This is a genomic window from Mycolicibacterium wolinskyi str. Jessa 2025 (assembly GCF_049241375.1).
GTDB classification, from domain to species: Bacteria; Actinomycetota; Actinomycetes; order Mycobacteriales; family Mycobacteriaceae; genus Mycobacterium; species Mycobacterium wolinskyi.
Window position 1 is genome coordinate 5,477,735 of record NZ_CP185960.1, and the last position, 20,447, is coordinate 5,498,181.

The 20,447-nt window shown below is 67.0% G+C and carries 23 protein-coding genes and 1 pseudogene; 7 read left to right on the top strand and 17 right to left on the bottom strand.

Going from position 1 to position 20,447, the window contains the following annotated elements:
• The first annotated feature begins 19 nt into the window (after positions 1-19).
• Positions 20-364 carry a hypothetical protein gene (locus ACOI2T_RS27070; protein ID WP_409504509.1) on the top strand — a complete coding sequence of 115 codons (345 nt, stop codon included), beginning with the start codon at positions 20-22 and terminating at the stop codon, positions 362-364.
• A gap of 66 nt (positions 365-430) precedes the next feature.
• Here the strand turns inward: ACOI2T_RS27070 and usfY are convergent, their stop codons facing one another.
• The 4 genes from usfY to ACOI2T_RS27090 all read right to left on the bottom strand — a co-directional run bounded on the left by usfY (position 431) and on the right by ACOI2T_RS27090 (position 1,591).
• Positions 431-739, bottom strand: coding sequence for a protein UsfY (gene usfY, locus ACOI2T_RS27075; RefSeq protein ID WP_085147350.1), 309 nt, complete (start codon positions 737-739; stop codon positions 431-433).
• A gap of 165 nt (positions 740-904) precedes the next feature.
• Complete coding sequence (locus ACOI2T_RS27080) at positions 905-1,162, bottom strand: DUF7218 family protein (protein WP_067843369.1); 258 nt, start codon at positions 1,160-1,162, stop codon at positions 905-907.
• Positions 1,163-1,194: 32 nt separating this feature from the next.
• Positions 1,195-1,350: a DUF6131 family protein gene (locus ACOI2T_RS27085; protein WP_110775264.1), complete on the bottom strand. Its 156-nt coding sequence runs from the start codon at positions 1,348-1,350 to the stop codon at positions 1,195-1,197.
• A 7-nt stretch (positions 1,351-1,357) separates the two neighbouring features.
• Positions 1,358-1,591: a hypothetical protein gene (locus tag ACOI2T_RS27090; RefSeq protein ID WP_067843367.1), complete on the bottom strand. Its 234-nt coding sequence runs from the start codon at positions 1,589-1,591 to the stop codon at positions 1,358-1,360.
• Between the two features lie 769 nt (positions 1,592-2,360).
• On the opposite strand from ACOI2T_RS27090, the gene ACOI2T_RS27095 reads away from it, so the two are divergent.
• Complete coding sequence (locus ACOI2T_RS27095; protein WP_409504510.1) at positions 2,361-2,792, top strand: STAS domain-containing protein; 432 nt, start codon at positions 2,361-2,363, stop codon at positions 2,790-2,792.
• On the opposite strand, the gene ACOI2T_RS27100 is transcribed toward ACOI2T_RS27095, so the two are convergent.
• The gene (locus tag ACOI2T_RS27100; RefSeq protein ID WP_409504670.1) at positions 2,793-3,221 is read right to left on the bottom strand and encodes an anti-sigma factor; all 429 of its coding nucleotides are present in this window, start codon (positions 3,219-3,221) and stop codon (positions 2,793-2,795) included. It lies immediately after the preceding gene.
• 169 nt (positions 3,222-3,390) lie between these two features.
• Between ACOI2T_RS27100 and ACOI2T_RS27105 the strand changes: the two genes are divergently transcribed.
• The gene (locus tag ACOI2T_RS27105) at positions 3,391-4,407 is read left to right on the top strand and encodes a DNA topoisomerase IB (protein WP_085147024.1); all 1,017 of its coding nucleotides are present in this window, start codon (positions 3,391-3,393) and stop codon (positions 4,405-4,407) included.
• On the opposite strand, the gene ACOI2T_RS27110 is transcribed toward ACOI2T_RS27105, so the two are convergent.
• Entirely contained in the window at positions 4,404-5,432 is a 1,029-nt protein-coding gene (locus tag ACOI2T_RS27110; RefSeq protein ID WP_409504511.1) for a Ppx/GppA family phosphatase, read from the bottom strand. The genes ACOI2T_RS27105 and ACOI2T_RS27110 overlap by 4 nt on opposite strands.
• A gap of 251 nt (positions 5,433-5,683) precedes the next feature.
• On the opposite strand from ACOI2T_RS27110, the gene ACOI2T_RS27115 reads away from it, so the two are divergent.
• Complete coding sequence (locus ACOI2T_RS27115; protein WP_409504512.1) at positions 5,684-6,091, top strand: low affinity iron permease family protein; 408 nt, start codon at positions 5,684-5,686, stop codon at positions 6,089-6,091.
• Here the strand turns inward: ACOI2T_RS27115 and ACOI2T_RS27120 are convergent.
• The 9 genes from ACOI2T_RS27120 to ACOI2T_RS27160 are packed head-to-tail and all read right to left on the bottom strand — an operon-like array spanning position 6,080 to position 16,051.
• Entirely contained in the window at positions 6,080-7,372 is a 1,293-nt protein-coding gene (locus tag ACOI2T_RS27120) for a UDP-glucose dehydrogenase family protein (protein ID WP_067843358.1), read from the bottom strand. The two genes, ACOI2T_RS27115 and ACOI2T_RS27120, sit on opposite strands and share 12 nt — an antisense overlap.
• Positions 7,369-8,340, bottom strand: coding sequence for a glycosyltransferase family 9 protein (locus ACOI2T_RS27125; protein WP_409504671.1), 972 nt, complete (start codon positions 8,338-8,340; stop codon positions 7,369-7,371). The genes ACOI2T_RS27120 and ACOI2T_RS27125 overlap by 4 nt, the downstream gene beginning before the upstream one ends.
• Complete coding sequence (locus ACOI2T_RS27130; protein ID WP_409504513.1) at positions 8,337-9,023, bottom strand: SDR family oxidoreductase; 687 nt, start codon at positions 9,021-9,023, stop codon at positions 8,337-8,339. The genes ACOI2T_RS27125 and ACOI2T_RS27130 overlap by 4 nt, the downstream gene beginning before the upstream one ends.
• Before the next feature lie 16 nt (positions 9,024-9,039).
• Positions 9,040-10,404 (bottom strand): PfkB family carbohydrate kinase, encoded by a 1,365-nt coding sequence (locus ACOI2T_RS27135; RefSeq protein WP_409504514.1) that lies wholly within the window; start codon positions 10,402-10,404, stop codon positions 9,040-9,042.
• Positions 10,397-10,984 carry a D-sedoheptulose-7-phosphate isomerase gene (locus ACOI2T_RS27140; RefSeq protein WP_409504672.1) on the bottom strand — a complete coding sequence of 196 codons (588 nt, stop codon included), beginning with the start codon at positions 10,982-10,984 and terminating at the stop codon, positions 10,397-10,399. Before ACOI2T_RS27140 ends, ACOI2T_RS27135 begins: the two co-directional genes overlap by 8 nt.
• Entirely contained in the window at positions 10,984-12,000 is a 1,017-nt protein-coding gene (locus ACOI2T_RS27145) for a glycosyltransferase family 9 protein (protein ID WP_409504515.1), read from the bottom strand. The genes ACOI2T_RS27140 and ACOI2T_RS27145 overlap by 1 nt, the downstream gene beginning before the upstream one ends.
• Positions 11,997-13,487 carry an HAD-IIIA family hydrolase gene (locus ACOI2T_RS27150; protein ID WP_409504516.1) on the bottom strand — a complete coding sequence of 497 codons (1,491 nt, stop codon included), beginning with the start codon at positions 13,485-13,487 and terminating at the stop codon, positions 11,997-11,999. Before ACOI2T_RS27150 ends, ACOI2T_RS27145 begins: the two co-directional genes overlap by 4 nt.
• Positions 13,484-15,097, bottom strand: a complete 1,614-nt coding sequence (locus tag ACOI2T_RS27155; protein ID WP_409504517.1) for a carbamoyltransferase family protein — start codon at positions 15,095-15,097, stop codon at positions 13,484-13,486. The genes ACOI2T_RS27150 and ACOI2T_RS27155 overlap by 4 nt, the downstream gene beginning before the upstream one ends.
• Before the next feature lie 9 nt (positions 15,098-15,106).
• Positions 15,107-16,051 (bottom strand): NAD-dependent epimerase/dehydratase family protein, encoded by a 945-nt coding sequence (locus ACOI2T_RS27160; RefSeq protein WP_409504518.1) that lies wholly within the window; start codon positions 16,049-16,051, stop codon positions 15,107-15,109.
• Between the two features lie 49 nt (positions 16,052-16,100).
• Between ACOI2T_RS27160 and ACOI2T_RS27165 the strand changes: the two genes are divergently transcribed.
• A complete protein-coding gene (locus ACOI2T_RS27165; RefSeq protein ID WP_409504519.1) occupies positions 16,101-17,036 on the top strand; it encodes a glycosyltransferase family 2 protein in 936 nt (311 codons plus the stop codon).
• A 5-nt stretch (positions 17,037-17,041) separates the two neighbouring features.
• Here the strand turns inward: ACOI2T_RS27165 and ACOI2T_RS27170 are convergent.
• Together ACOI2T_RS27170 and ACOI2T_RS27175 are read right to left on the bottom strand one after the other, a co-directional pair.
• Positions 17,042-18,266, bottom strand: a pseudogene (locus ACOI2T_RS27170) (glycosyltransferase).
• A 19-nt stretch (positions 18,267-18,285) separates the two neighbouring features.
• Complete coding sequence (locus ACOI2T_RS27175; RefSeq protein WP_067843331.1) at positions 18,286-19,257, bottom strand: glycosyltransferase; 972 nt, start codon at positions 19,255-19,257, stop codon at positions 18,286-18,288.
• A 51-nt stretch (positions 19,258-19,308) separates the two neighbouring features.
• Here ACOI2T_RS27175 and ACOI2T_RS27180 point away from each other — a divergent pair, with 51 nt between their 5' ends.
• Together ACOI2T_RS27180 and ACOI2T_RS27185 are read left to right on the top strand one after the other, a co-directional pair.
• Positions 19,309-19,542: a hypothetical protein gene (locus ACOI2T_RS27180; RefSeq protein ID WP_234790695.1), complete on the top strand. Its 234-nt coding sequence runs from the start codon at positions 19,309-19,311 to the stop codon at positions 19,540-19,542.
• 13 nt (positions 19,543-19,555) lie between these two features.
• Positions 19,556-20,437 (top strand): SDR family oxidoreductase, encoded by an 882-nt coding sequence (locus ACOI2T_RS27185; protein WP_409504521.1) that lies wholly within the window; start codon positions 19,556-19,558, stop codon positions 20,435-20,437.
• Positions 20,438-20,447 lie beyond the last annotated feature (10 nt).

Here is a 20,447-nt window from a genome sequence, read left to right on the forward strand (position 1 = left end):
AACTGGGTACCCGAGAACCATGACCGAATCACAGATCGAGGAACGTCAAGATCAACGTCCGCAGCGCTTCCGGCTTTCTGCCACCTGGTTGCTCGCGTTCCTGACGATACCGGCGGCCATCGCGGTGTTCGTGTATGGAATGGGCGCGGTCATGAGCATGGCGGGATGCGCCGACGATGCGTGCGCGAATCAGGGTCCGGGCGAATTCTGGTTCGGTGTGCTGTTTTACGGTGCGCCGGTGGTGCCCGTGGTTACCATCGCGGTTTCGATCTTCACCGCACGGTTGAGGAACGGAATCCTCGTGCCCATCGCCGGTTTGGTCCTGTTGGCCATCGACTTCGCCGTCCTGGCGCTGACCTTCTGATCCGCGGCCCTCATTCAAGCCGCACTCTATCGCCCGGCCTGCCTGGGCCGGTCGGACGAGCGGGCCTCAGCTGCTGGGGCCCTGCCTCATGACGCCGGGGTGATCGGCATACCAGCGGTCTTCTATCCGCCGAACCCGCATGTGCTCAAGGGCCAGCCAAAGCGAACCGATCACGAAGCCGACCGCGGACAGGCCGCCGATGGTGAATCCCACGTCCGGGTGGCCGCTGGCGAACGCGGCCAGGCACCCGACGAACAACACCAACGCGAGTCCGATCACGATGAGCGCGGGCATTATGACGTTGTCTTTCATGGACTCGCCGGCGTGCGGCCGGGTCGTCCTGGCATGGTCGACTGGATCTTTCGGGCCTTTCATGGCTGCTCCTTCCGCCATAGCACGCCCCGTGCTGGTGTGGGCACTTTCCACGGTAGATCGATCTGGGGCAACTGGTGGCCAAACGGACACCACAAACAACTGGCGCCGGCTCCCCCACACCCAATTGGGTACGGGCAACCGGCGCCAGCCGCTGACGGAAAGCGTTCAGTGATTCCTGAGCATGCCGACCAGTTCGCGCTTGTTCTTGTCCGAATAGCCTTTCAGACCAAGCTTTTTCGCTCGATCACGAAGGTCGGAGACGGTCCAGTCCTCATACGATCCGGACTTGCCGCCCGACCGCCCGACCTTTGACCGGCCCTTGGCCGCTGCGGCGTTGGAGATGCGCGCGGCTTTCTCCTTCGAGTTGCCCTGCTTGCGCAAATCCTCGTACAACTTCTCGTCTTTGATCGATGAATTCGGCATCGTTCACCTCCTTACTCGGTGCCCGCCGTCGTTCAATACCAGGTCCGGCGTCCGGCGACCGGCCGGCCGATCGACCCGAGCAGCCAGAACACGGCACCCACCACCAACAGGATCACGCCGATCACCCACAGCCAGTAGATGTTCAGCACCAGCCCGAGGATGAGCAAAATCGCTCCGAGGACAATCATGACAACCTCACTTCACGTTGGCGATGACGTTCATCGCGCTGGGTTCGGGCAGGCGGCATTCGCCTACCTTCGGATTTACGCCGGCGTAGTTGAGCGGGCCTGCCAACACCGTGAGTGCGATATCGCCCGCCGCTGCGCAACTTGTCGACCCGGTGCGGAAGTAGTCGCGTTGCCACGCTGCCAGCACACCGATCAGCAACCAGATGAGTACGAGTGTTCCGAACAATCCACCAAGTCTCATGACCCGCGATTACCCCGACGGTTCGCCTGTCAAACATTCGGCAAACCGCACCGCGCACGGCGTTCCGCTCCGTGATCACCGTCGACATCGCGCAGGTGATCGACGACGCTGACGCGGCACTCGTCGCGGGGTCCCCACCGAACTGGACACCAGTCTGGGCAGTCCGCATTTCAGCCAATCTGACACTGTCACAGAGCTTTATGACCCGAGTGGTTCGATTCGGCCTGCCCGCCGTTACCGGCATGGCCGATGAACTCGCGGCGAATACTTGGTGCTGTCAACACCTTTGGCGGTGCGGCGGTCAACGTGCGGGCGAACCGGGGCGGCCGACGAATGCCCGGCGCGGCGCCGACTGCTTGCGCAGTCAACAATGGGCCAATTGGGCTGATATTGACTCAGACGTCATGCAATTGCCCATTCCGCAGCTGGGGATCCTCCCGGTAACCCCGCTGCGGTTTGCTGAGACCGCGATCAGGCGCGGGGAGAGCGGGCCGCCCTTACGCGAGTAACCACGCCATATCTTTTCTGCGGCAAGAATTTTCGGCCCATTGTCGCCGGTCAGCACGCATCATTATGAGAACCGTCTTACATCGATTGTTGGTCGTCACCGTGGGGCGTAGAGTCTGATCTAGGTTGAGTTCACAGCCAGCTGGAATCGTCATTGACGTGCAGGCAGTGGGTCTCCTGCGCTGGGGCTTTAAGCGAGCAGAGCCTATTTCTGACGTGACCGCAGTACGAAGCGTGTTTTTCTACTGATGGAGTCACCAAAATGCCAACCATAAGCGTCGCCAAACGGGCGACTCCGATACCGGGCGATGGCACCACCCGCGCACAGTTCAGCTCTCGTTGGCTGTGGCCGACGACCGCCATGGTGAGCGCGACCGGCGAACTGGACGCCGCCAATGCCGCCGAATTCACCGACTACGGGCTCGAGCACGTCCGGACCGACGGGAAGCTCGTCCTCGACCTCAGTGCGGTGACGTTTTTCGGGGCTGCGTGCTTCGCCTCGCTGCACACCGTGAACGTGCGCTGCGTCGGCGAGAACGTCGATTGGGTGCTGATACCGAGTAAAGCGGTATCCCGGGTGTTGCGGATCTGCGACCCCGATGCGGCCTTGCCGACATCGTCGGACGCGACGGCGGCTCTTTCGTCGCTGCGTACCGAACCCCGGCCGTTGCAGCTCGTCACCAAGGAGCGTTAGCTAGTTCGCCGACGCCCACCTTCGCCGCGTCGTCAGCGAGATGCCGAACACCTGCCCGGCATGGAACGTACGGACGTCGTCGATCAATGCCGACAGCACGTGCCTGCTGAATCCGCCCAGGGCGGGGATCTCGGCGTCGGAGCGGGGCGTGGATGCGTGTATCACGAGCGCATCCCTGTGTGGTTCCACGACCAACGTCAGTAAAGAGCCGGGCGCTGCCGAGTCGATCAGTACGGCGCACGCCTCGTCGACCGCGAGGCGTAGATCGGCGACCGCGTCCAGGTCGAGATCATCGAACGCGGCCAGGGCGGCCAGCACCGTTCGGACCGTCGACAACCTGTCCATTCGCGCCGGTACGCGGAACTCCAGGGTGTCGTGCGGATGGGTGTGATCGACCGTGCCGCGGGGTAAACGCTTCGCGTGAAGCAGAGTCAACGGACGCGGGAAAGGCAGCCCGCCGTCAACCCCGCCATCAAGGTTGCCGTCAACCGGTGTCCGGCGAACTTCGCCATTCCCGCCGAAGTGACGACCTAACGATGTCATGTTTGGCTAGTACCCCGGGTGAACCCCAGGTTAAACGCACCGCGAGCCGATCAACATGCGCCTTCGCCGTAGCGTAGTGCGCGGGCCCGGCCTGCACCGGGTGCGGCGCGGTCGCGGTTTCAGCTACCAGGACGACGACGGCCGAACGGTAACCGACAAGGCGACGTTGCAGCGCATCGAGGCCCTCGTGATACCGCCCGCGTGGAAGAAAGTGTGGATTTGTCCGTACGCCAACGGACATATCCAAGCCGTCGGCACGGACGCCGCCGGGCGGCGCCAGTATCTCTACCACCAACAGTGGCAGGCCGAACGCGGTGAGGAGAAGTTCGACCGCGTCCTCGAGTTGTCGGACGCCCTGCCGGACTGGCGCAAGCACATCGCGAAAGACCTCACGACCCGAGGCCTCGCGCGGGATCGTGTCCTCGCGCTCGGCCTGCGACTGCTCGATCTCGGCTATTTCCGGGCGGGCGGCGATCAGTACGCGGAGGAGAACAATTCCTTCGGGATCGCCACCCTGCAGTGCGAACACGTCACGGTGCACACCGATTCGGTCGAGTTCGACTATCCGGCCAAGAGCGGCGTGCGGCGCACACTGATCGTCTCCGACAGCGAGGTGGTGCGGGCGGCCCGCGCACTGCAACGCGGCAGAAAGCCCGGGGACCGCTTTCTGGTGTGCCGAAACTCCGCCGACTGGGCCGATATTCACGCCGAGGACCTCAATATCAGGTTCAAGGAGATGGTCGGCGAGGAATACACGGTCAAAGATCTGCGGACCTGGCACGGGACGGTGCTGGCGGCAGAGTCATTCGCCGAGGCCGATCCGCCCGTCGATGACAAGGTGATCAAACGCGTCGAGTCCGCGGTGATGCGCGAAGTCGCCGAAGCCTTGGGCAACACGCCGGCCGTCGCGCGCAGCGCGTACGTCGATCCGCGTGTGGTCGAGGGCTATCGGGACGGCATCACGATCGCCGCGGGCCTACGCCGCGCCGAGCGGATCAAGGACGCCGACGAACGTCAGGCCGTCGTGGAACGCAGCACCGCACGGATGATCCGCAAGGTCGCCGCGAGCTAGACCTTACGCGGGAGCGTGGTCACATTCGCCTGCGCAGGATCCTCGCTCGACCGGTCGAATGCCAACGGCTGCAAGGACAGTTCACCTTCCGGGATACGCAGTGAGGACAGGTATTCCAGCATGATGCCTTCACGCAGCGCCCATGGGCTGACCTCGGCTTGGTCGATACCCAGACAGCGCATCGTCTCGTATGCCACGACCGCGCCACCGAGTATCTGCCATGCCCGGGCCGGCTTGATGCCGCGGAACTGGGCCCGCTCCTGCACGCTGACGCCCATCAGGTTCTGAATCGACTGTGCGACTTGTGTTCTCGATACGGTACGACGCACGAACGGTCCCTTGCGCCCGCACGCCGCGCCACCGAACCGGGCCAGCTGCTTGAACGTTTTCGACGTCGCGACCACGCGCCGTGGCGTTCCCTCCCACTGCACCCGGTTGGCGACCTCGCGCACCTGCTGACGCACATGCCGGCGCAGGTCTTTGACCTGAGCCTTCGACGGTGGGTCGGGCCGCAGGAACATGGTGCTGACGCGGCCCGCCCCGAGCGGCAGGGATACCGCGAGATCGGGTATCGCGTCGCGCCCGAACGCGAGTTCCATCGAGCCGCCGCCGATGTCGATGTTGAGCAGCCGTCCGGCTTGCCAGCCATACCAACTGCGCACCGCGAAATAGGTCAGCCTGGCTTCCTGCTCACCGCTCAGGTAACGCAGACGTGTGCCCGTTTCGTCGGCGACCAACTGCAGCACCTCGTCGCGATTGCTCGAGTCGCGGATGGCCGCCGTGACGAATGGATACAGCTGATCGACATGCAGGGCATGTGCTGACTCGATAGCCACCCGGACGGCTGCGACTATCCGGTCCATACCACTCTGACCGATCGCACCGTCGCTGCTGGCCTCCTCGCCGAGCCGGGTCGGTATCTTCACCGCCCGAATGGGCAGCGGCGGCGCACCGGCGAATGCGTCGACCACTTGTAACTGGGCGGCGTTCGAGCCGACATCCAGAACTCCGAGCCGCATGTGCATTCCCATCTCCTAGCGCCTGCCCTCACCACCGGGTGAGGGCGCCGCCATGCCGGCGGCCCCGTGGCTTCGGCGCGTCCGAGATGGCCCGCTGAGGAATTGCGGCTCGCGTCGCAGGCCTTCAGTTCGCCACTCAATTGCGCGACCGCGGTTGGGTACCCGCGGTCGTACTGCTCAAACCCGATGTTTGACCACGCCTCCGATGCGGTATCACCTTTGCGGGCCGACAGGCCCAGATCTCGAGGGCGACCGTGATGACACCCGACCAGCCTGCGGCTCCAGGCGCAGATGGCCGACACCGCGCGCTGAGCGCTCTTCTCGATGCCATCAGCAGGTTCACCGGTGCGCGGTGGACCGCGATCGCTGTCCTGGCCATCATGGCCTGCTACGTCGCGGCCGGTGCCGTCGTCGGGTTCGATCACTGGTGGCAGACGCTGATCCACTCGACCGCCGCTGTGGTCACGCTGCCGATGCTGTTCGTGCTCCAACACACCACGAACCGCGAGACCAAGGCCATCCTGATCAAACTCGACGAACTGATCCAGGCCACGACCGATGCCAGGGACGATTTCATGGACCTCGAAAAGCACGAGGTGCGTGAGCAGGAGCAGCTACACGACGCGCATCACCACGAGGGCGACGACGCCGCCTCAAAATCCTGAGACCGTGCCATTGCCCAGGTACGAAAGCCCGGCGTCCCGGATCATCTCGGGCTCCAGGAGGTTACGCGTGTCCACCACGACAGCGCCGGGCGCCTGCTCGGCAATCTGCGGCCAGTCGAGGTCACGGAACTCCGGCCATTCGGTGAACACCACGATGGCATCGGCCTCCTTCGTGGCGACGTACGGATCATCCACTGCCGCAACGGCGTGGCGACGCAGAGCAGCGTGGTCGATCATCGCGACGCGCGGGTCATAGCCGACGATCTGGGCTCCCCGCTTGGTCAGTTCACCACTGATCGCGAGCGCAGGCGAATCCCGGATATCGCACGTACCGGCCTTGAACGTCAACCCCAGCGCGGCAATCCGCGAGGCGGCAAGCGGTGCCGACATGGACCGGCTCAACGCCGCGGCGATCCGGTCGGTCTGCGCCTGATTCGTCGTGCGGGCCGATTCCACCTCGGGCAATGCGACGCCGTGCTCCCGCCCGGTGTGCAACAACGCAGCGGTGTCTTTGGGCAGGCAGGATCCTCCCCAGCCCGGCCCCGGTTGCAGGAAGTGCCTGCCGATGCGGAAATCGGCTCCCATGCACCGCGTGACGTCGCCGATGTCGGCACCGACACGGGAACACAACTGCGCCAACGAGTTCGTGTAGGAGATCTTAACCGCGAGGAATGCGTTGCTGGCGTACTTGGACAGTTCGGCGCTTTCCGGACTCATCCGCAGCGTCTCGCCTTCACCGGCGCCGTACAAACTCTGGACGGTGTCGGCGGCGGATTCATCGACCGACCCGATCAGAATGCGGTCGGGGTGCCGGAAGTCGTATACGGCGTGGCTCTCCCGCAGAAACTCGGGGTTGGACACCGCGCGGATACCGGTGCCGCGCAGCCGGTCTGCGACCTGGCGGGTGGTCCCCACCGGCACGGTCGACTTCAGCACGACGATCGCCTGCGGCCGCAAGGTCGCGGCGAGTTGTTCGACGACGCGGTCGATCGCGGTGAGATCGGCGGACCCGTCCGGCCCGCTGGGCGTCGGCACGCATACGAAGACCACGTCGCGGTCGGCCAATTCGCCGTACTCGCCGCTGAATCGCAGTGTCCCCGCTCGTAGGCCCGCCGCCAGCAGTTCGGGCAGACCCGGCTCGTCGACCGGCACCTCGCCGGATGTCAAACGCTGCAACCGGTCCACGTCGATGTCGACACAGACCGTGTCATGCTCGCGTTCGGCAAGGCATACCGCGGTGGTCAGGCCGACATAGCCGGCACCAACGACTCCAACTTTCATGTTCGCACTCCCAGCACCCCCTCGACGGCTTCGAGCACCCGGGGAACGGTGATCAGCAACAGCCCGCGGTGCGGCTCACCGCCGTGCGGATCGCCTTTGTCACCGGCCCACAGGGCCACGTGCGGGCCGTCCCCGCGCGGACCCCACCGGCTGGGCGGGGTCGGTCCGAACAGCAACACCGACGGTGTCGACGTGGCGGTTGCGACGTGGCCCACGCCCGTATCGCCGCACACCAACAACCGGCAATCGCTGATCAGTGCCACCAGCCCGAGAACGTCGAGTGTTCCTGCCAAGACCGCCGTTTCGGGCAACCCGGCTTGTTCGGCGACGGACCGGGCGAGGTCGATCTCGCGGGCGTCCCCGGTCACCACGACCTCGTGCCCGGCGGCGTGCAGCGCGGCGGCAACCGCGGCGTATCGATCGGCCGGCCAGCGGCGCGCGGCGAAGGCAGCACCGGGGTGGATCACCACCACCCCTGGCCGCTCCGGATAACCGTGCGGCCGCTCGACTGTCAGATCGGCCGGATCGCAGGCGATTCCGTGCCATTCCAGCATGTGGCACCAGCGGTCGACCTCGTGCAGGTCGGTGCGCCAGGGCGGACCGGCCAGCTCGGGATAGTCCGCGTGCCGATGGCTCAGCACCGACTTCGGCTGCAGCGCAATGAGGTCGGCGATGCTCTCGGGACCCCGGCCGTGCAGATTCACCGCGATGTCGGGCGGTTGCCGCCAACCCGGCAGCTCCGGCAGCCGGCCGAGGGCCGGCGTGTCCACCACTTCCGACACCGCACCGGACAGCATGGCGAGCTCACCGAACCGCTGCGGGGCCGCGAGGACGATGTGAGCCGCCGGATACGCGCGACGTAAACCGCGCAGCGCCGGGATGCCGGTCAGCAGGTCGCCGAGACCCAACGCGCGCAGTACCAGGATGTTCTGCCCGTCGGGACGAGCCGTCACCGTGGCGGGCCTCATGGCCACGACGACTCCGTAGACGCACAGACCACGAGTTCGCGGACCTCACAGCCGGGCGGTTGGGTCAACGCGAAAACCACGGTCTCGGCGACGTTCTCGGGATCGTTGAGCTTGGCATCCGGCGGCGGCTTGTACTGTTCGTCACGGCCGTCGAAGAACGCCGTGTGCATCCCGCCGGGAATCAACATGGTCACCCCGACCTCTCCGGCGAGCTCGGCGGCAAGCGCCCGGCTGAAACCCACGACACCGAACTTCGAGGCGCAGTACGCGGTCGCGTCGCTGACGGCCTTGATGCCCAGCGTCGAGGCGCACGTGACGATGCGCCCACTGCTGGCTTTGAGGTAGGGCAGCGCGGAGCGGATGACGGCGACGGTCCCGAGCAGGTTCACGTGGACGACCCGCTCCCAGTCTTTCACGGCGACATCGCCGAGCTTGCCGCACGCGTCGGTGCCGCCCGCCGTGAACACCCCGTTGACGACGCCGCCGGCCTGCTCGGCCAGCCGGCGTACCGCCGCGTCGACGGCTTCGGTGTCGGCGAGGTCTGCGCACTCGTACGCGACTCCGGCCGCCGGCGGCTTGCGGTCGATGACCATCGGCGTACCACCGTGGCGCGCAATGGCTTTCACGGTTGCCGCGCCGAGGCCCGACGCACCACCGGTGAGGATGATGTTGCCAAGGTTCACGAATTGCCCCTCTCGATCATGACCGCATCGCGGCGATCAGATTGGTCGATGAATAGCCCGCAACGGTCGGCAGTAAAACGACTTCACCGCCGTGCCTGCGCACCACTTGCGCTTCGGGAAGGTCGGCCTCGGTGTAGTCGCCGCCCTTGACCCACACATCCGGGCGCAACCGCTCGAGTTGATGCTCGGGTGAGGACTCGTCGAATATGACGACCGCGTCCACACAGGCCAGCGCGCACAGCACCCTGGCCCGGTCCGCTGCTGCCATCACCGGCCGGGTCGGGCCCTTCAAAGCCCGTACCGAGGAATCGGAATTCAGCAGCACCACCAACGCGTCGCCGAGCTGACGGGCCTGGTGCAGCAGCCGGACGTGGCCCGTGTGCAGGAGGTCGAAACACCCTCCGGTGGCCACTAGCCTGCCGGACCGCCGGCGTAACCGGTCGCGCACCTCGACGACGTCACCCACGATGGCAGCGGGTTCGGTCATGGCGCCCGAGTGCGCACCGAAATCGGTTGGGCTCGACACTCCGACCGCGCCGCCGGTCGCGACGAAGCGGCTCGCCGCCTCGACGGCCGCGGCGACCGCGGCCTCGACGTCATGGCCATCGGCCAGCGCGAGGGTCGCGGCGACGGCGAAACGGTCGCCCGCACCGCACGTGTCCGATCGTCCGGAGCCCGCGGTCGCGGCGGCGGGGACGGGCACGTGCACGCTGCCATCGGCGTCGGTTGCCAGCACCGCCCCTCGGCTGCTCAGTGTCACGCACACCGCGCGCGCCTGCCAGTCGCGGCGCAACGATTCTGCTGACCGACCTTGCGTCTCATCCTGATTCGGGGTCACCAGATGGCAGCCGGGGACGGGGGCGGCGCCACGCGGATGCGGATCCCAGACCAGCGGCACCCGTTCGGCGGCGCGCTCGAGCAACCGCCGCAGACCGCGATGAGCGGCCACTCCCCTGCCGTAGTCAGCCACACAGACTGCACGCGCATCGGCGAGCACCTGGGCCGCCCGGTCCGGCAGCTGCCCGTCGGTCACTGTGCCGTCACCGTGGTCGAGACGCAGCATGGACTGGCCGACCGCACGAATCCTGGTCTTGCACACCGTGGTACCGGTCATGGGCAGTGCCACCACGGTGACGCCCGCGGACGCGAGGAGATCAGCCAGCCTGCGGCCGTCCGCGTCGTCGGCGATGGCGGTCACGAGTACGACGTCGTCCTCGCCCCGCGCTGCCAGCACTGCCGCCAGGCCCGCTCCGCCGGGCCGTTGCCATACCCGCTCCGCGTCGACGACCGGAACCGGCGCCTCTGGGCTCAGCCGGGTTGCGCTTCCTTCGATGTCGACGTCGAGCATGCAGTCGCCGACGATCACCACCGGCCTACCCACCGCAGGCTCCCAACACACCGCCACTGTTCGGCAGGGCATCGTCGAGTGCGATGCACAGGGAGTGCACCAGGAGCAGATGGATCTCCTGAACGGTCGCCGTGCTGGGTGCCTCTACGCAGATCGCGTCGTCGCACATCGCCGCCAACGGGTTCGGCGCGGGCCCGGTGAGCGCCCACGTCGTCAGGCCCATCTCGTGCCCGGCCTTGACGGCCGCCAGCACGTTCGGGCTGGTGCCGCTCGTCGACAGCGCGACGAGCACATCGCCCGGTCTGCCATGTGCCCGCACGCCGCGCGCGAACATCTCGTCCGGACCGTAGTCGTTGCAGATCGCGGTCAGCGCCGAGGTGTCGGCATGTAAGGCGATGGCCGACAACGGTATTCGTTCGTCGCGGAATCTGCCGACCAGCTCGGCGGTCAAGTGCTGCGCCTCGGCCGCACTGCCACCGTTGCCGCACGCCAGCAGACGCGCGTCGGCGGTCAGCACCTCGGCGAGGTGTCGGCCCCACCGGGTCAGCCGGGCCGCCTCACCATCGATGCGGTCCACTGCGGCAGCGAGTGCCGAAATATGGGTGTCGATCATCATTTCCTACCTCCCAGTCGATCGACCGCAGCCAGTAGCTCGGCGTCGGTGATGCCGTCCAAACACGGATGGCCGGGCACCGGGCAGGTCCTCGCCCGGGTCAGCCGGCACGGCGCCTCTTGGTCGCCGAGCCGAATCACGTTGCGTGCGTACGGGCTCCATTGCTCAGCCGGTACCACCGGTGCGAACAGCGATACCACCGGCACTCCGACGGCGGCGGCCAGGTGTGCGGGGCCGGTGTTCGGTGCGATCACGACGCCGGCTTGCGCGAACACGCTTGCCAGCGTGGTCAGCGTGGTGTCCCCACCCAGGTCCACCGCGACACCGGCGGCGACCTGGGCCGTCAGCTCACGCTCGTGCTCGTCGCCCGTCACCACGACGCGGTGACCCGCCCGGGTGAGCGCGCGCACCATACCCGCACTGCGCGCCGCCGTCGGGCGTCGGGCCGGGACCGCGGCACCGGGGTGGAACGCCACGAACGGCTCGCTGCCGACCTTTCGGGCCAGCTCACCGCTCAACGGCGGTGGAGTTCGCACCATGAGCGACCCGTCGTCGTCTGCCGGCAGGTCGAAACCCGCGGCCCGGACGAGCGACAGCGCCCGCTCGGGCTCGGGGACACCCCCTTGGACATGGTGGCGGAGGTTGAGCAGCGTGCCCGGATAGTCCTCACTGATCGCGCCGACCCAGCCGACGTCTGCCATCCGGCACAGCAGCGCCAACGGCAACGGCGACTGGTGAAACGACGTGAAGATGAAGACCCGGTCCGGTGCGATGTCCCGAAGCTGTTTGACCAGTGCTTCCACATGGCCCGCCGTCAGTTCCGGCGAATCGAAATCGACCCAGGGCGCCTGCCATTCGACGATGTCACCGACGCCTGGCAGCAGTTCGGCCGCGGCCCGGCCTCGTGGTCCGGCCAAAAACGTCACCGGGCCGTGGGCAGCGGCGACGGCACGGACGGCCGGCCCGGTGATCAGGACGTCACCGGCGCTGTCCAGCCTGGCCACCAGCGCACTCATCGGGCATCCCGCAGGACGAGAGAAACCGCGTCCTCCAGAGTCGAGGCCACGCGCGCCCTGGCCCGGGCGTCCGAGATCTCCTGTGGCAACGTGCGATCCGTCGGCACCAGGACCGCATCGGCGGCCGCCGAAAGCGCCGCCTGCACATCACCGCCGGTATCACCGATCAACACGCACCGGCTCGGCTGGACGCCGAGCGCCTCAGCGGCGGCCATGACCATCCCGGGCGCCGGCTTACGGCACGAGCAGTTGTCGCCGGCATCGTGTACGCAGATCTGCCAGGAGTCGAACGGGCCGAGCAGCGCGTCGACCCGGGCGTTGACATCAGCGAGTTGACTGGTGCTGATCAGGCCCTTGGCGATACCGGACTGATTGGACACGACGGCCAGCATCAACCCGCGCTCACGTAACTTGTTCAGCGCCTCGACGGCGCCCGCGACAGGCCGGACCCCGTCGGGGTCGTTGAGGTACGGACCGTCCTCGATGATGGTGTCGTCACGGTCCAGCAGCACCGCCAGTGGTGGATCCCGATGCGCGCCACGGAAATCCCACTCACCGCGCAGCCGGTGGTACACCGCGACGGGCGGGATCAGGATGCTCGTGATCAGCATGCGCGCCGCTTCGGTGACGGTGCGCGGCCCGGCCAGGAATCGGCGCACCGCGAATTCGACGGTCAGCGCGAGCCATCCGAGTGCCGCCCACCGTGCTGCGCGACGCCCCCGGCCCGCGACTGCGATCAGTGCGGTGGCTGTCGTGGCCAGGTGGACGGGCAACCGCCCACGTCCTTCGCCGATCGCCGGACGCCAGCCGCGGCCGTACTTGCGGTGCATCAGGGCGTCGTCGCGGTTGCCGCGCTGCGCCCGGATACTGCTCAGCCACGTCGCACGTGCGACCGGGTGCCTCGATCGCCTCGCGCCTTGGATTATCCTGTTGCCCGCCATGGTGATTCGCAACGCGAGATCGGAGTCTTCGCGGTAGGCCCGTGGGAACCGCTCGTCGAACCCACCGACCTCGACGAGGGCCGACCGCCGGTAGGCCATGTCCGCGGTGATCCACTGGGCCGTGGCCAACCGCTGCGTGCGGCGCTCGTCGTCGGTGCTGCGGCGCCCGGGCCGCACCGGCACATCGATGACGGCCTGCGAGCCCACCGCACCGGCGGCTTCAGCGGCCTTCAGGTCCTCGGCGAGCGCCGTGAGCCAGCCGGGATGAGGCCGCACATCGTCGTCCACGAAGCAGATCCAGCGGGCGGTGCTGCTGCGCCAGCCCACATTACGCGCGGCCGCGGGTCCGCGGCCCCCGCTGCGCAGCACTGTGACGGGCAGGTTCGCCGTGATGAGCAGCGGTGGGTCCGGTTGAGGGCGATCGTCGACGACGATCACCGCCTCGGGCGTCGGGCCATCCGACTTCTCCAGCGCTGCCAACAAGCGCTGCAACGTTTTCCGGCCGATGGTGGGCACCACGATCGCGAAGTTCACCGGACCGCTCACCGGGGCCTCCGCACGACGAACGGGCCGATCGCCAGCATGTCGATCGGCGCGCTGCCGAAGCATTCGAGCGCATCGCGGGGGCTGTCGACCATCGGACGCCCAGCGGTGTTGAAACTCGTGTTGACGACCACCGGCACGCCGGTGCGGTCAGCGAACCGGCTGATCGTGGCGTGCATCAAAGCGTCGCTCGGCTCGATGGTCTGGATCCGGGCGGTGCCGTCGACATGGGTCACCGCCGGAATCCTCGAGTGCCAGTCCTCGGCGACGTCGTGGACGAAAAGCATGTAGGGACTTGGCAATGGGCCGCCCGAGAAGATCTCAGCCGCGCGTTCGGCGAGCACCATCGGGGCGACCGGACGGAACTGTTCGCGCCCCTTCACCGTGTTGAGCCGCTCCAGATTCTCGGCGCGCCGGGGATCGGCCAGCAGTGACCGCCTGCCCAGTGCTCTGGGGCCGAACTCCGAGCGCCCCTGGAACCATCCGATCACCTGGTCGTCGGCCAGCGCGTCGCCCACCACAGCGGCCAGATCGGCGGGTCGTTCATGCGGCACCGCGGCTTCGGTGAGCGCCGCCCCGATCTCGTCGTCGGACCAGCCGCGGCCCAGCGCCGCCGACGGCATGGGCTCGAGCTTCTCACCGGCTTCGGCCGCCAGCGACAGCGCTGCGCCGAGCGCGGTGCCGGAATCGCCTGCCGCCGGCTGCACCCACACATTGCGGAAGCCGCCGTTGTTGTGAATCTTCGAATTGGCAACGCAATTGAGCGCCACCCCGCCGGCCAGGCACAGGTTGTCGTGATCGGTGCGGGCGCGTAACCAATGCACCAGATCGAGCAGAACCTCTTCGAGGACCCGTTGCACGCTGCAGGCCAGGTCCACCCGGTCGTCCCACCCGGTTCCGAACTTCTGCCAGTCGACCGGCTCGGTGCGGAACCCGCCGTCCCCTGTGGCGTACACCAGCTCACGGAATTCGTCGGCGAATCGCGGCTTTCCGTAGGAAGCCATCGCCATGACCTTGTACTCGTCGCTGGACCGCTTGAACCCGAGGTGTTCGGTCAGTTCCTCGTAGAGCAGACCGAGCGAATGCGGCAGCTGCTGGGTGGCCAGCACGTCGAGCTTGTGCTCGGTGTAGGTGCCGGCCAGCATCGAGGTACGTTCGCCGCGGCCGTCGACGACCAGCACCGCGCAGTCCGGATGCGGTGAGGCCAATGCGCTGGACGCCGCGTGCGCCACGTGGTGACGGACATATTGGACGATCGACGGGTCGAGCCCGGGCAGCGCGGACTGGATGAACTTGGGTGCCCGTTCGGCGTAGAGGGTCCGCAGGTACTCCCAATCCCGGTCGAGTCCGGCAAGATCGGTGGCCTGGCCCTGCATCAGCCGGGGATCGTAGGAGTACCCGACCGCGTCGAGATCGGCAGGCGACAAGCCCGCCTGGTCCAGGCACCAGCGAGCCGACTGCACCGGGATCTCCCACGTCGAGAACGGCACTGCCTGCTTACCGTGCTTGCGGCGGCTGAACCGCTCTTCCTCGGCCGCCGCCACGATCCGTCCGTCGACGACCAGAGCCGCGGCCGGGTCGTGGAACACCGCGTTGATTCCGAGTATGCGCACAAAAGCCTCCTAAAGTCCTTGCTCGGCAAACCATTCGAGGGTCATCGCCAAACCACGACGGCAATCGACCCGCGGTCGCCAACCGAGCTGTTCGGACGCCGCGGTGATATCAGGGCAGCGCCGCTGTGGATCGTCATCTCCCTGCGCGACGAACTCGACCGGCGACTGACTGCCGGCCAGCTCACGGATGAGTTCGGCGATCTGCAGAACCGTGAGCTCGTGCGGGTTTCCGATGTTGATGGGCCCGGCACAGTCGCTTCGGGCCAGCGCCAGCAAGCCCGCGACGGTGTCGTCGACGTAGCACAGCGACCGGGTCTGCCTGCCCGAACCGTGTACGGTGATGGGCTCTCCGGCCAGAGCCTGGCGGCAGAACGTCGGCACGATGCGGCCGTCGTCGGCGCGCATGCGCGGGCCGTATGTGTTGAATATCCGCGCGACCCCGATGTCGGCGTTTCGCGCCCGCTGATAGGAGAACGTCAACGCCTCGGCGAATCGTTTGGCTTCGTCGTACATACTGCGCGGGCCGACGGGATTGACGTTGCCCCAATAGCTTTCCCGCTGTGGATGTTCCAGCGGGTCGCCATAGACCTCACTCGTCGACGCCAGCACCAGCCGCGCGCCACAGCGTTCGGCGACCTCGAGTGCGTTCGCCGTACCGAGCGCACCGGTGCGCAGGGTCTGCAACGGCAGGCGTTGATAGTCCACCGGCGACGCGGGCGATGCCAGGTGGAAGATCGTGTCCACGGCTGGTATCTCGGTCAGCGGCTCACTGATGTCGTGTTGGACGAACTGGTAGCCCTCGCGGTCGCGCAGCAGGCCGGCGGCGGTGGGGGCACTGGTCGACAGATCGTCGACGCAGATCACTTCGAGGCCCTCATCGAGCATGCGTTCGCACAGATGACCGCCGAGGAAGCCGCCGCCCCCGGTTACCAAGACACGCTTCAGTTCATGCATGAGGGTTTGCCGTTCGTCGTCGCGGGTAGTTCGCCGGGTTATGGACTCCATGGACTCTGTTGAACGAACCGGCACCTGTACCGAAGAGAGCGCCCCGGTAAGCGAGAAGGTCTCGTTCGTGATCGCGAGCCGCAATCGGTCGGCCGAACTGGTGTCGGTGATACACCGTCTGCTCGACGAGACCGAGTGCCCCATCACGGTGGTCGACAACGGCTCCGAAGACGACTCGGTCGAGGCCGTCAGACGCATCGCGTCGCGGTCCGGTGGCCGGGTTGTCCTGATCGGCCTGAAATCGAATCTCGGTGCCGTCGGCCGCAACATCGGTGTCGCAGCCTGCCGTACGCCGTACATCGCGTTCTGCGATGACGACTCGTGGTGGGACCCGCAGGCTCCGGCCCGTGGTGCGGCGATCTTCGACCGGTACCCCACCACCGCGGTCCTCGCGGCCCGTACCGAGGTCTGGCCGCAGCGCCGGGACGATCCGATGGTCGAAGAGTTGGCCAACAGCGCGCTCGGTCACCGCGCGGATCTGCCGGGACCGTCCATCCTCGGTTTCCTCGCCTGTTCGGCGATGGTCCGCAAATCGGCGTTCGAGGCGGCCGGCGGTTTCAGCGAGATCCTGCACTTCCGCGGCGAAGAGCAACTGCTCGCGCTCGATCTCGCGGCGTTGGGCTGGCACCTGTGCTACTGCCCCGAGCTGAAAGCCATCCATCAGCCGTCTTCCCAGCGACCGGCCACCGCGGCCCAGGACGCTCGAAGCCTGCGCAATGCCGTGCTCACCACGTGGCTGCGCCGGCCGATGCGACAGTGCGTCGACGCGACGGGTTCGCTGCTGCGCGCCGCGGCCCGAGACGGCGAGCATGCCCGCGCCGCGGCCGAGGCGATGGTTCGGCTGCCCGCAGTGCTGGCGCATCGGCGCACGCTGCCCGCAGGTGTCGAGGACGCGCTCGCGGTTCTCGAGCGTGGAAACGGGCGTCATCGCTGACCCCGTCATCCCGACGATGCGTTGGTCGTGGGTTGACGCATGTATCCGCTGGGACCGACCCGGTCATACACCCGCAGCGTGTCGGCGGCGATCCGGTCCCACGAATAGCGTGACCGGGCCCGATCACGACCGGCCGCGCCGAGGCTCTTGCGCAGGAACTCGTCGCGCAGCAGGCCGGCCACGGCGTCGGCGAGAAGGTCCGGGCGTTTCGGCGGTACCAGGCGCCCGGTCACGTCGTGCACGACCGTGTCGAGCATGCCGCCGACCGCGGACGCCACCACCGGAATACCGCATGCCATGGCCTCCAGCGGCACGATCCCGAACGGTTCGTACCACGGCGTGCATGCCACGACGTCCGCCGAACGCAGCACCGCGGGCATGTCGGCGCGCGCCACCGATCCGCACAGCTTCACGCGATCCGAGACGCCCAGTTCGCGGGCGAGTTGCCGAAGTCGAACGGCCTCAGGGTCGTTCTTCGAGCTCTGACGGCGGCGGACCGCCCACGATGACCAACTCGGCGTTCGGGATACCGGGCAGCGCGCGGACCGCGAGATCAAAACCCTTGCGGGCGACGAACCTGCCGACACTCACGATGCGGTAGTGCGAGCCACGCGGTGCCATCGGGCCGTCCGGCTTGAACAGTTTCAGATCCACCCCGCACGGCACGACCGACGTTCGCGACCGCGACCGGCCCAACCGCATCAACTCGAACACCTCGTCGGTGCAGGTGGCGGCAACCCACGTCGCGCAGCGCGCCACCATCGCCTCGAGTTTCAACCGCTCGGGCGGGCTGGTGTCCTGCGCTCCCTGGTGACGGCGTTTGACCACGCCAAGCGCGTGAAATGTCTGCACAGCGGGAAGATTGAGGTGGCGTGCGGCCAATTGACTGGCCACGCCAGACATCCAGAAATGGGCGTGCACGACATCCGGCCGGTCCATCGACCAGTCCAGGTCCAGGAACTGCGCGAAATCCCCCATGTACTGCAGCAGTTCGTCTTTGGGGATCGGTTCCGCCGGCCCGGCGGGCACGTGGATCACGCGGTATCCGTCTGGCGTGTCGATCCGTTCGGGGAGGTCGGGATCGTCGCGCCGGGTGTACACGCTGACCTGGTGGCCCTGCCGGCTCAGCGCCGCAGACAGCGCCGCCACGTGGACGTTCTGTCCACCTGCGTCGACGCCTCCCAGTGCCGCCAGCGGGCTCGCATGCTCGGATACCATCGCGATCTTCATTCGCCTCCTCCTTCGAATCTCATCGGCAGCACTCCTCGATGACCCGGTCCCATTCACCGAGGAACCGGTCGAGTGAAAAGTGAGCCATGGCGAATTCACGGGCGGCCTTGCCCGCCACCGTCGCCGCGGCCGTGTCGGTGACGAAGCCCTGCAACGCATAGGCGAGGGTCGCCACGTCGCTGCTCACCACCCCCGCTTCGGCCGGAACAACCTGCGGGGCCTCCGTCGATGCGACGGCCACCACGGGCATTCCCAGATACATCGCCTCGACCAGCGACAGCCCCAGCGAAGTCCACCGGGCGGTGTGCACGTACACGCGACGCCGGGCGATCTGACGCCACAGCCTGTTCCGCGGCACGTCTCCTTTGCCGCGGACCGCGGATCGACCGCCCGGGCGATTGAGCTCCAAAGTGTCGATGCCCCAGACATCGATCGGCACGTGCGCGCACAATTCGGACAGCAGATCGGCGCCGACTGTTCGCCAGCGCCGAAGCGGTTCGTTGATCATCGTGGCGGCGGCCGCGACGTCGCCGGTGTAGAAATTGCCGGGATCGGCGATTCCGTGGGTGATCACCGTCGTCGGCGCGACACCGTTGTCCCACATCAGCCGGTTGAAGTCGGTCACATGGACGAGCGGGATGTCGCGGCGTCCGGCGAGCGGATGGGTGCTGTCCACCGCAAACGGGCGGGGCGCATTGTGCTCGACGTAGACGGCGGGCACATCGATACCCGGCCGGCGCCCGAGCCACTCTGCCGCCAGCTCCAGCTCTTCTGGTCGTTGCAGGACGACAAGGTCGACATCCTGGTCACGCAGCTCGCCAATCGAAATCTCTTGCGCGCGTGGCCAATCCCGTCCGCACAACCCGCGCCCGTCAGCGTCCCGCTCGGCGTTGAGCGGAACCAGGTAGCGATGTCGACCAGCGGTGAACGACTCCATCCAGGAGCCGTGCACATGCCACGCGAGCAGCGTTCGCGTGAAGTCTTCATCCATGGGGCGGAAGTACCCGGCGAAGTGCCTCTTAAACACGCGAAGAGTTTGATCATGAGCGCTCCGGGTATCCGACGCTCCATGGACCGCGAGGATCTACCCGACGAGGTGCCAGTCGCCGACGCTGTCGAGCAACAACGCGAAACGACCGGGCCGGTCGAGGATGAGGAGGCTTTCACCCCATCCGCCGACGCCCCGCCGCTGGAGGCCACCGAACCGGACTGGCAGGAACAGCGCGAAGCCGTCGATCTCGATCCGGAGCTCGACGAGTTCGGCCGCGAGGAATAGGGGGCAAACGGCAATGAGCGACGAGAACACCGGAGACACCCGGAAAGAGACGCCCGACAACGACACCGTCATCTCCTATCCGGGACATACGTCCGATATGGCCCAGCAACCGCGCGACGAGATGCGGGATTACGTGGGCCGCGGACTGTTGGAGGGCAAGCGAGCGCTGATCACGGGCGGCGACTCGGGAATCGGCCGGGCTGTGGCCGTCGCGTTCGCGAAGGAAGGTGCCGACGTCGCGATCGCCTATCTCGAGGAGCACGACGACGCCACCCATACCGCGTCGCTCGTGGGAGATGCCGGCCGGCGGTGTCTTCGGTTGCCCGGCGACCTCAGCGAAGTCGACCAGTGCCGGGCGATCGTCACGAAAACCGTGGGCGCGCTGGGCGGCATCGACATTCTTGTGAACAATGTTGCCTACCAGGAACCTACGTCAGACCTCACCGCGATCAGCGACGAGCAATGGCGCCACACGTTCGCCGTCAACATCGACAGCTTCTTTCACGTGACCAAGGCTGCGCTCGCACATATGCCGGAGGGCGGGGCCATCATCAACACCGCGTCCATCAACGGGCTGCGGGGCAACAAGACCCTGATCGATTACTCGGCCACCAAAGGGGCGGTGATCGCGCTCACCTACTCGTTGGCGCAATCCCTGACCGATCGCGGAATCCGGGTGAACTGTGTGGCACCCGGCCCGGTGTGGACGCCGTTGATCCCGGCGACCATGGATGCCGAGCGCGTCGAATCCTTCGGTGAGCAAGCGCCTTTCGGGCGCGCCGCCCAGCCGGACGAGATCGCGCCGTCATACGTTTTCTTCGCGTCCGGGCAGCTGTCCTCGTACTACAGCGGCGAGGTGCTCGCACCAATCGGCGGCGAGACGCTCCCCGGCTGAGGGGGCGGCC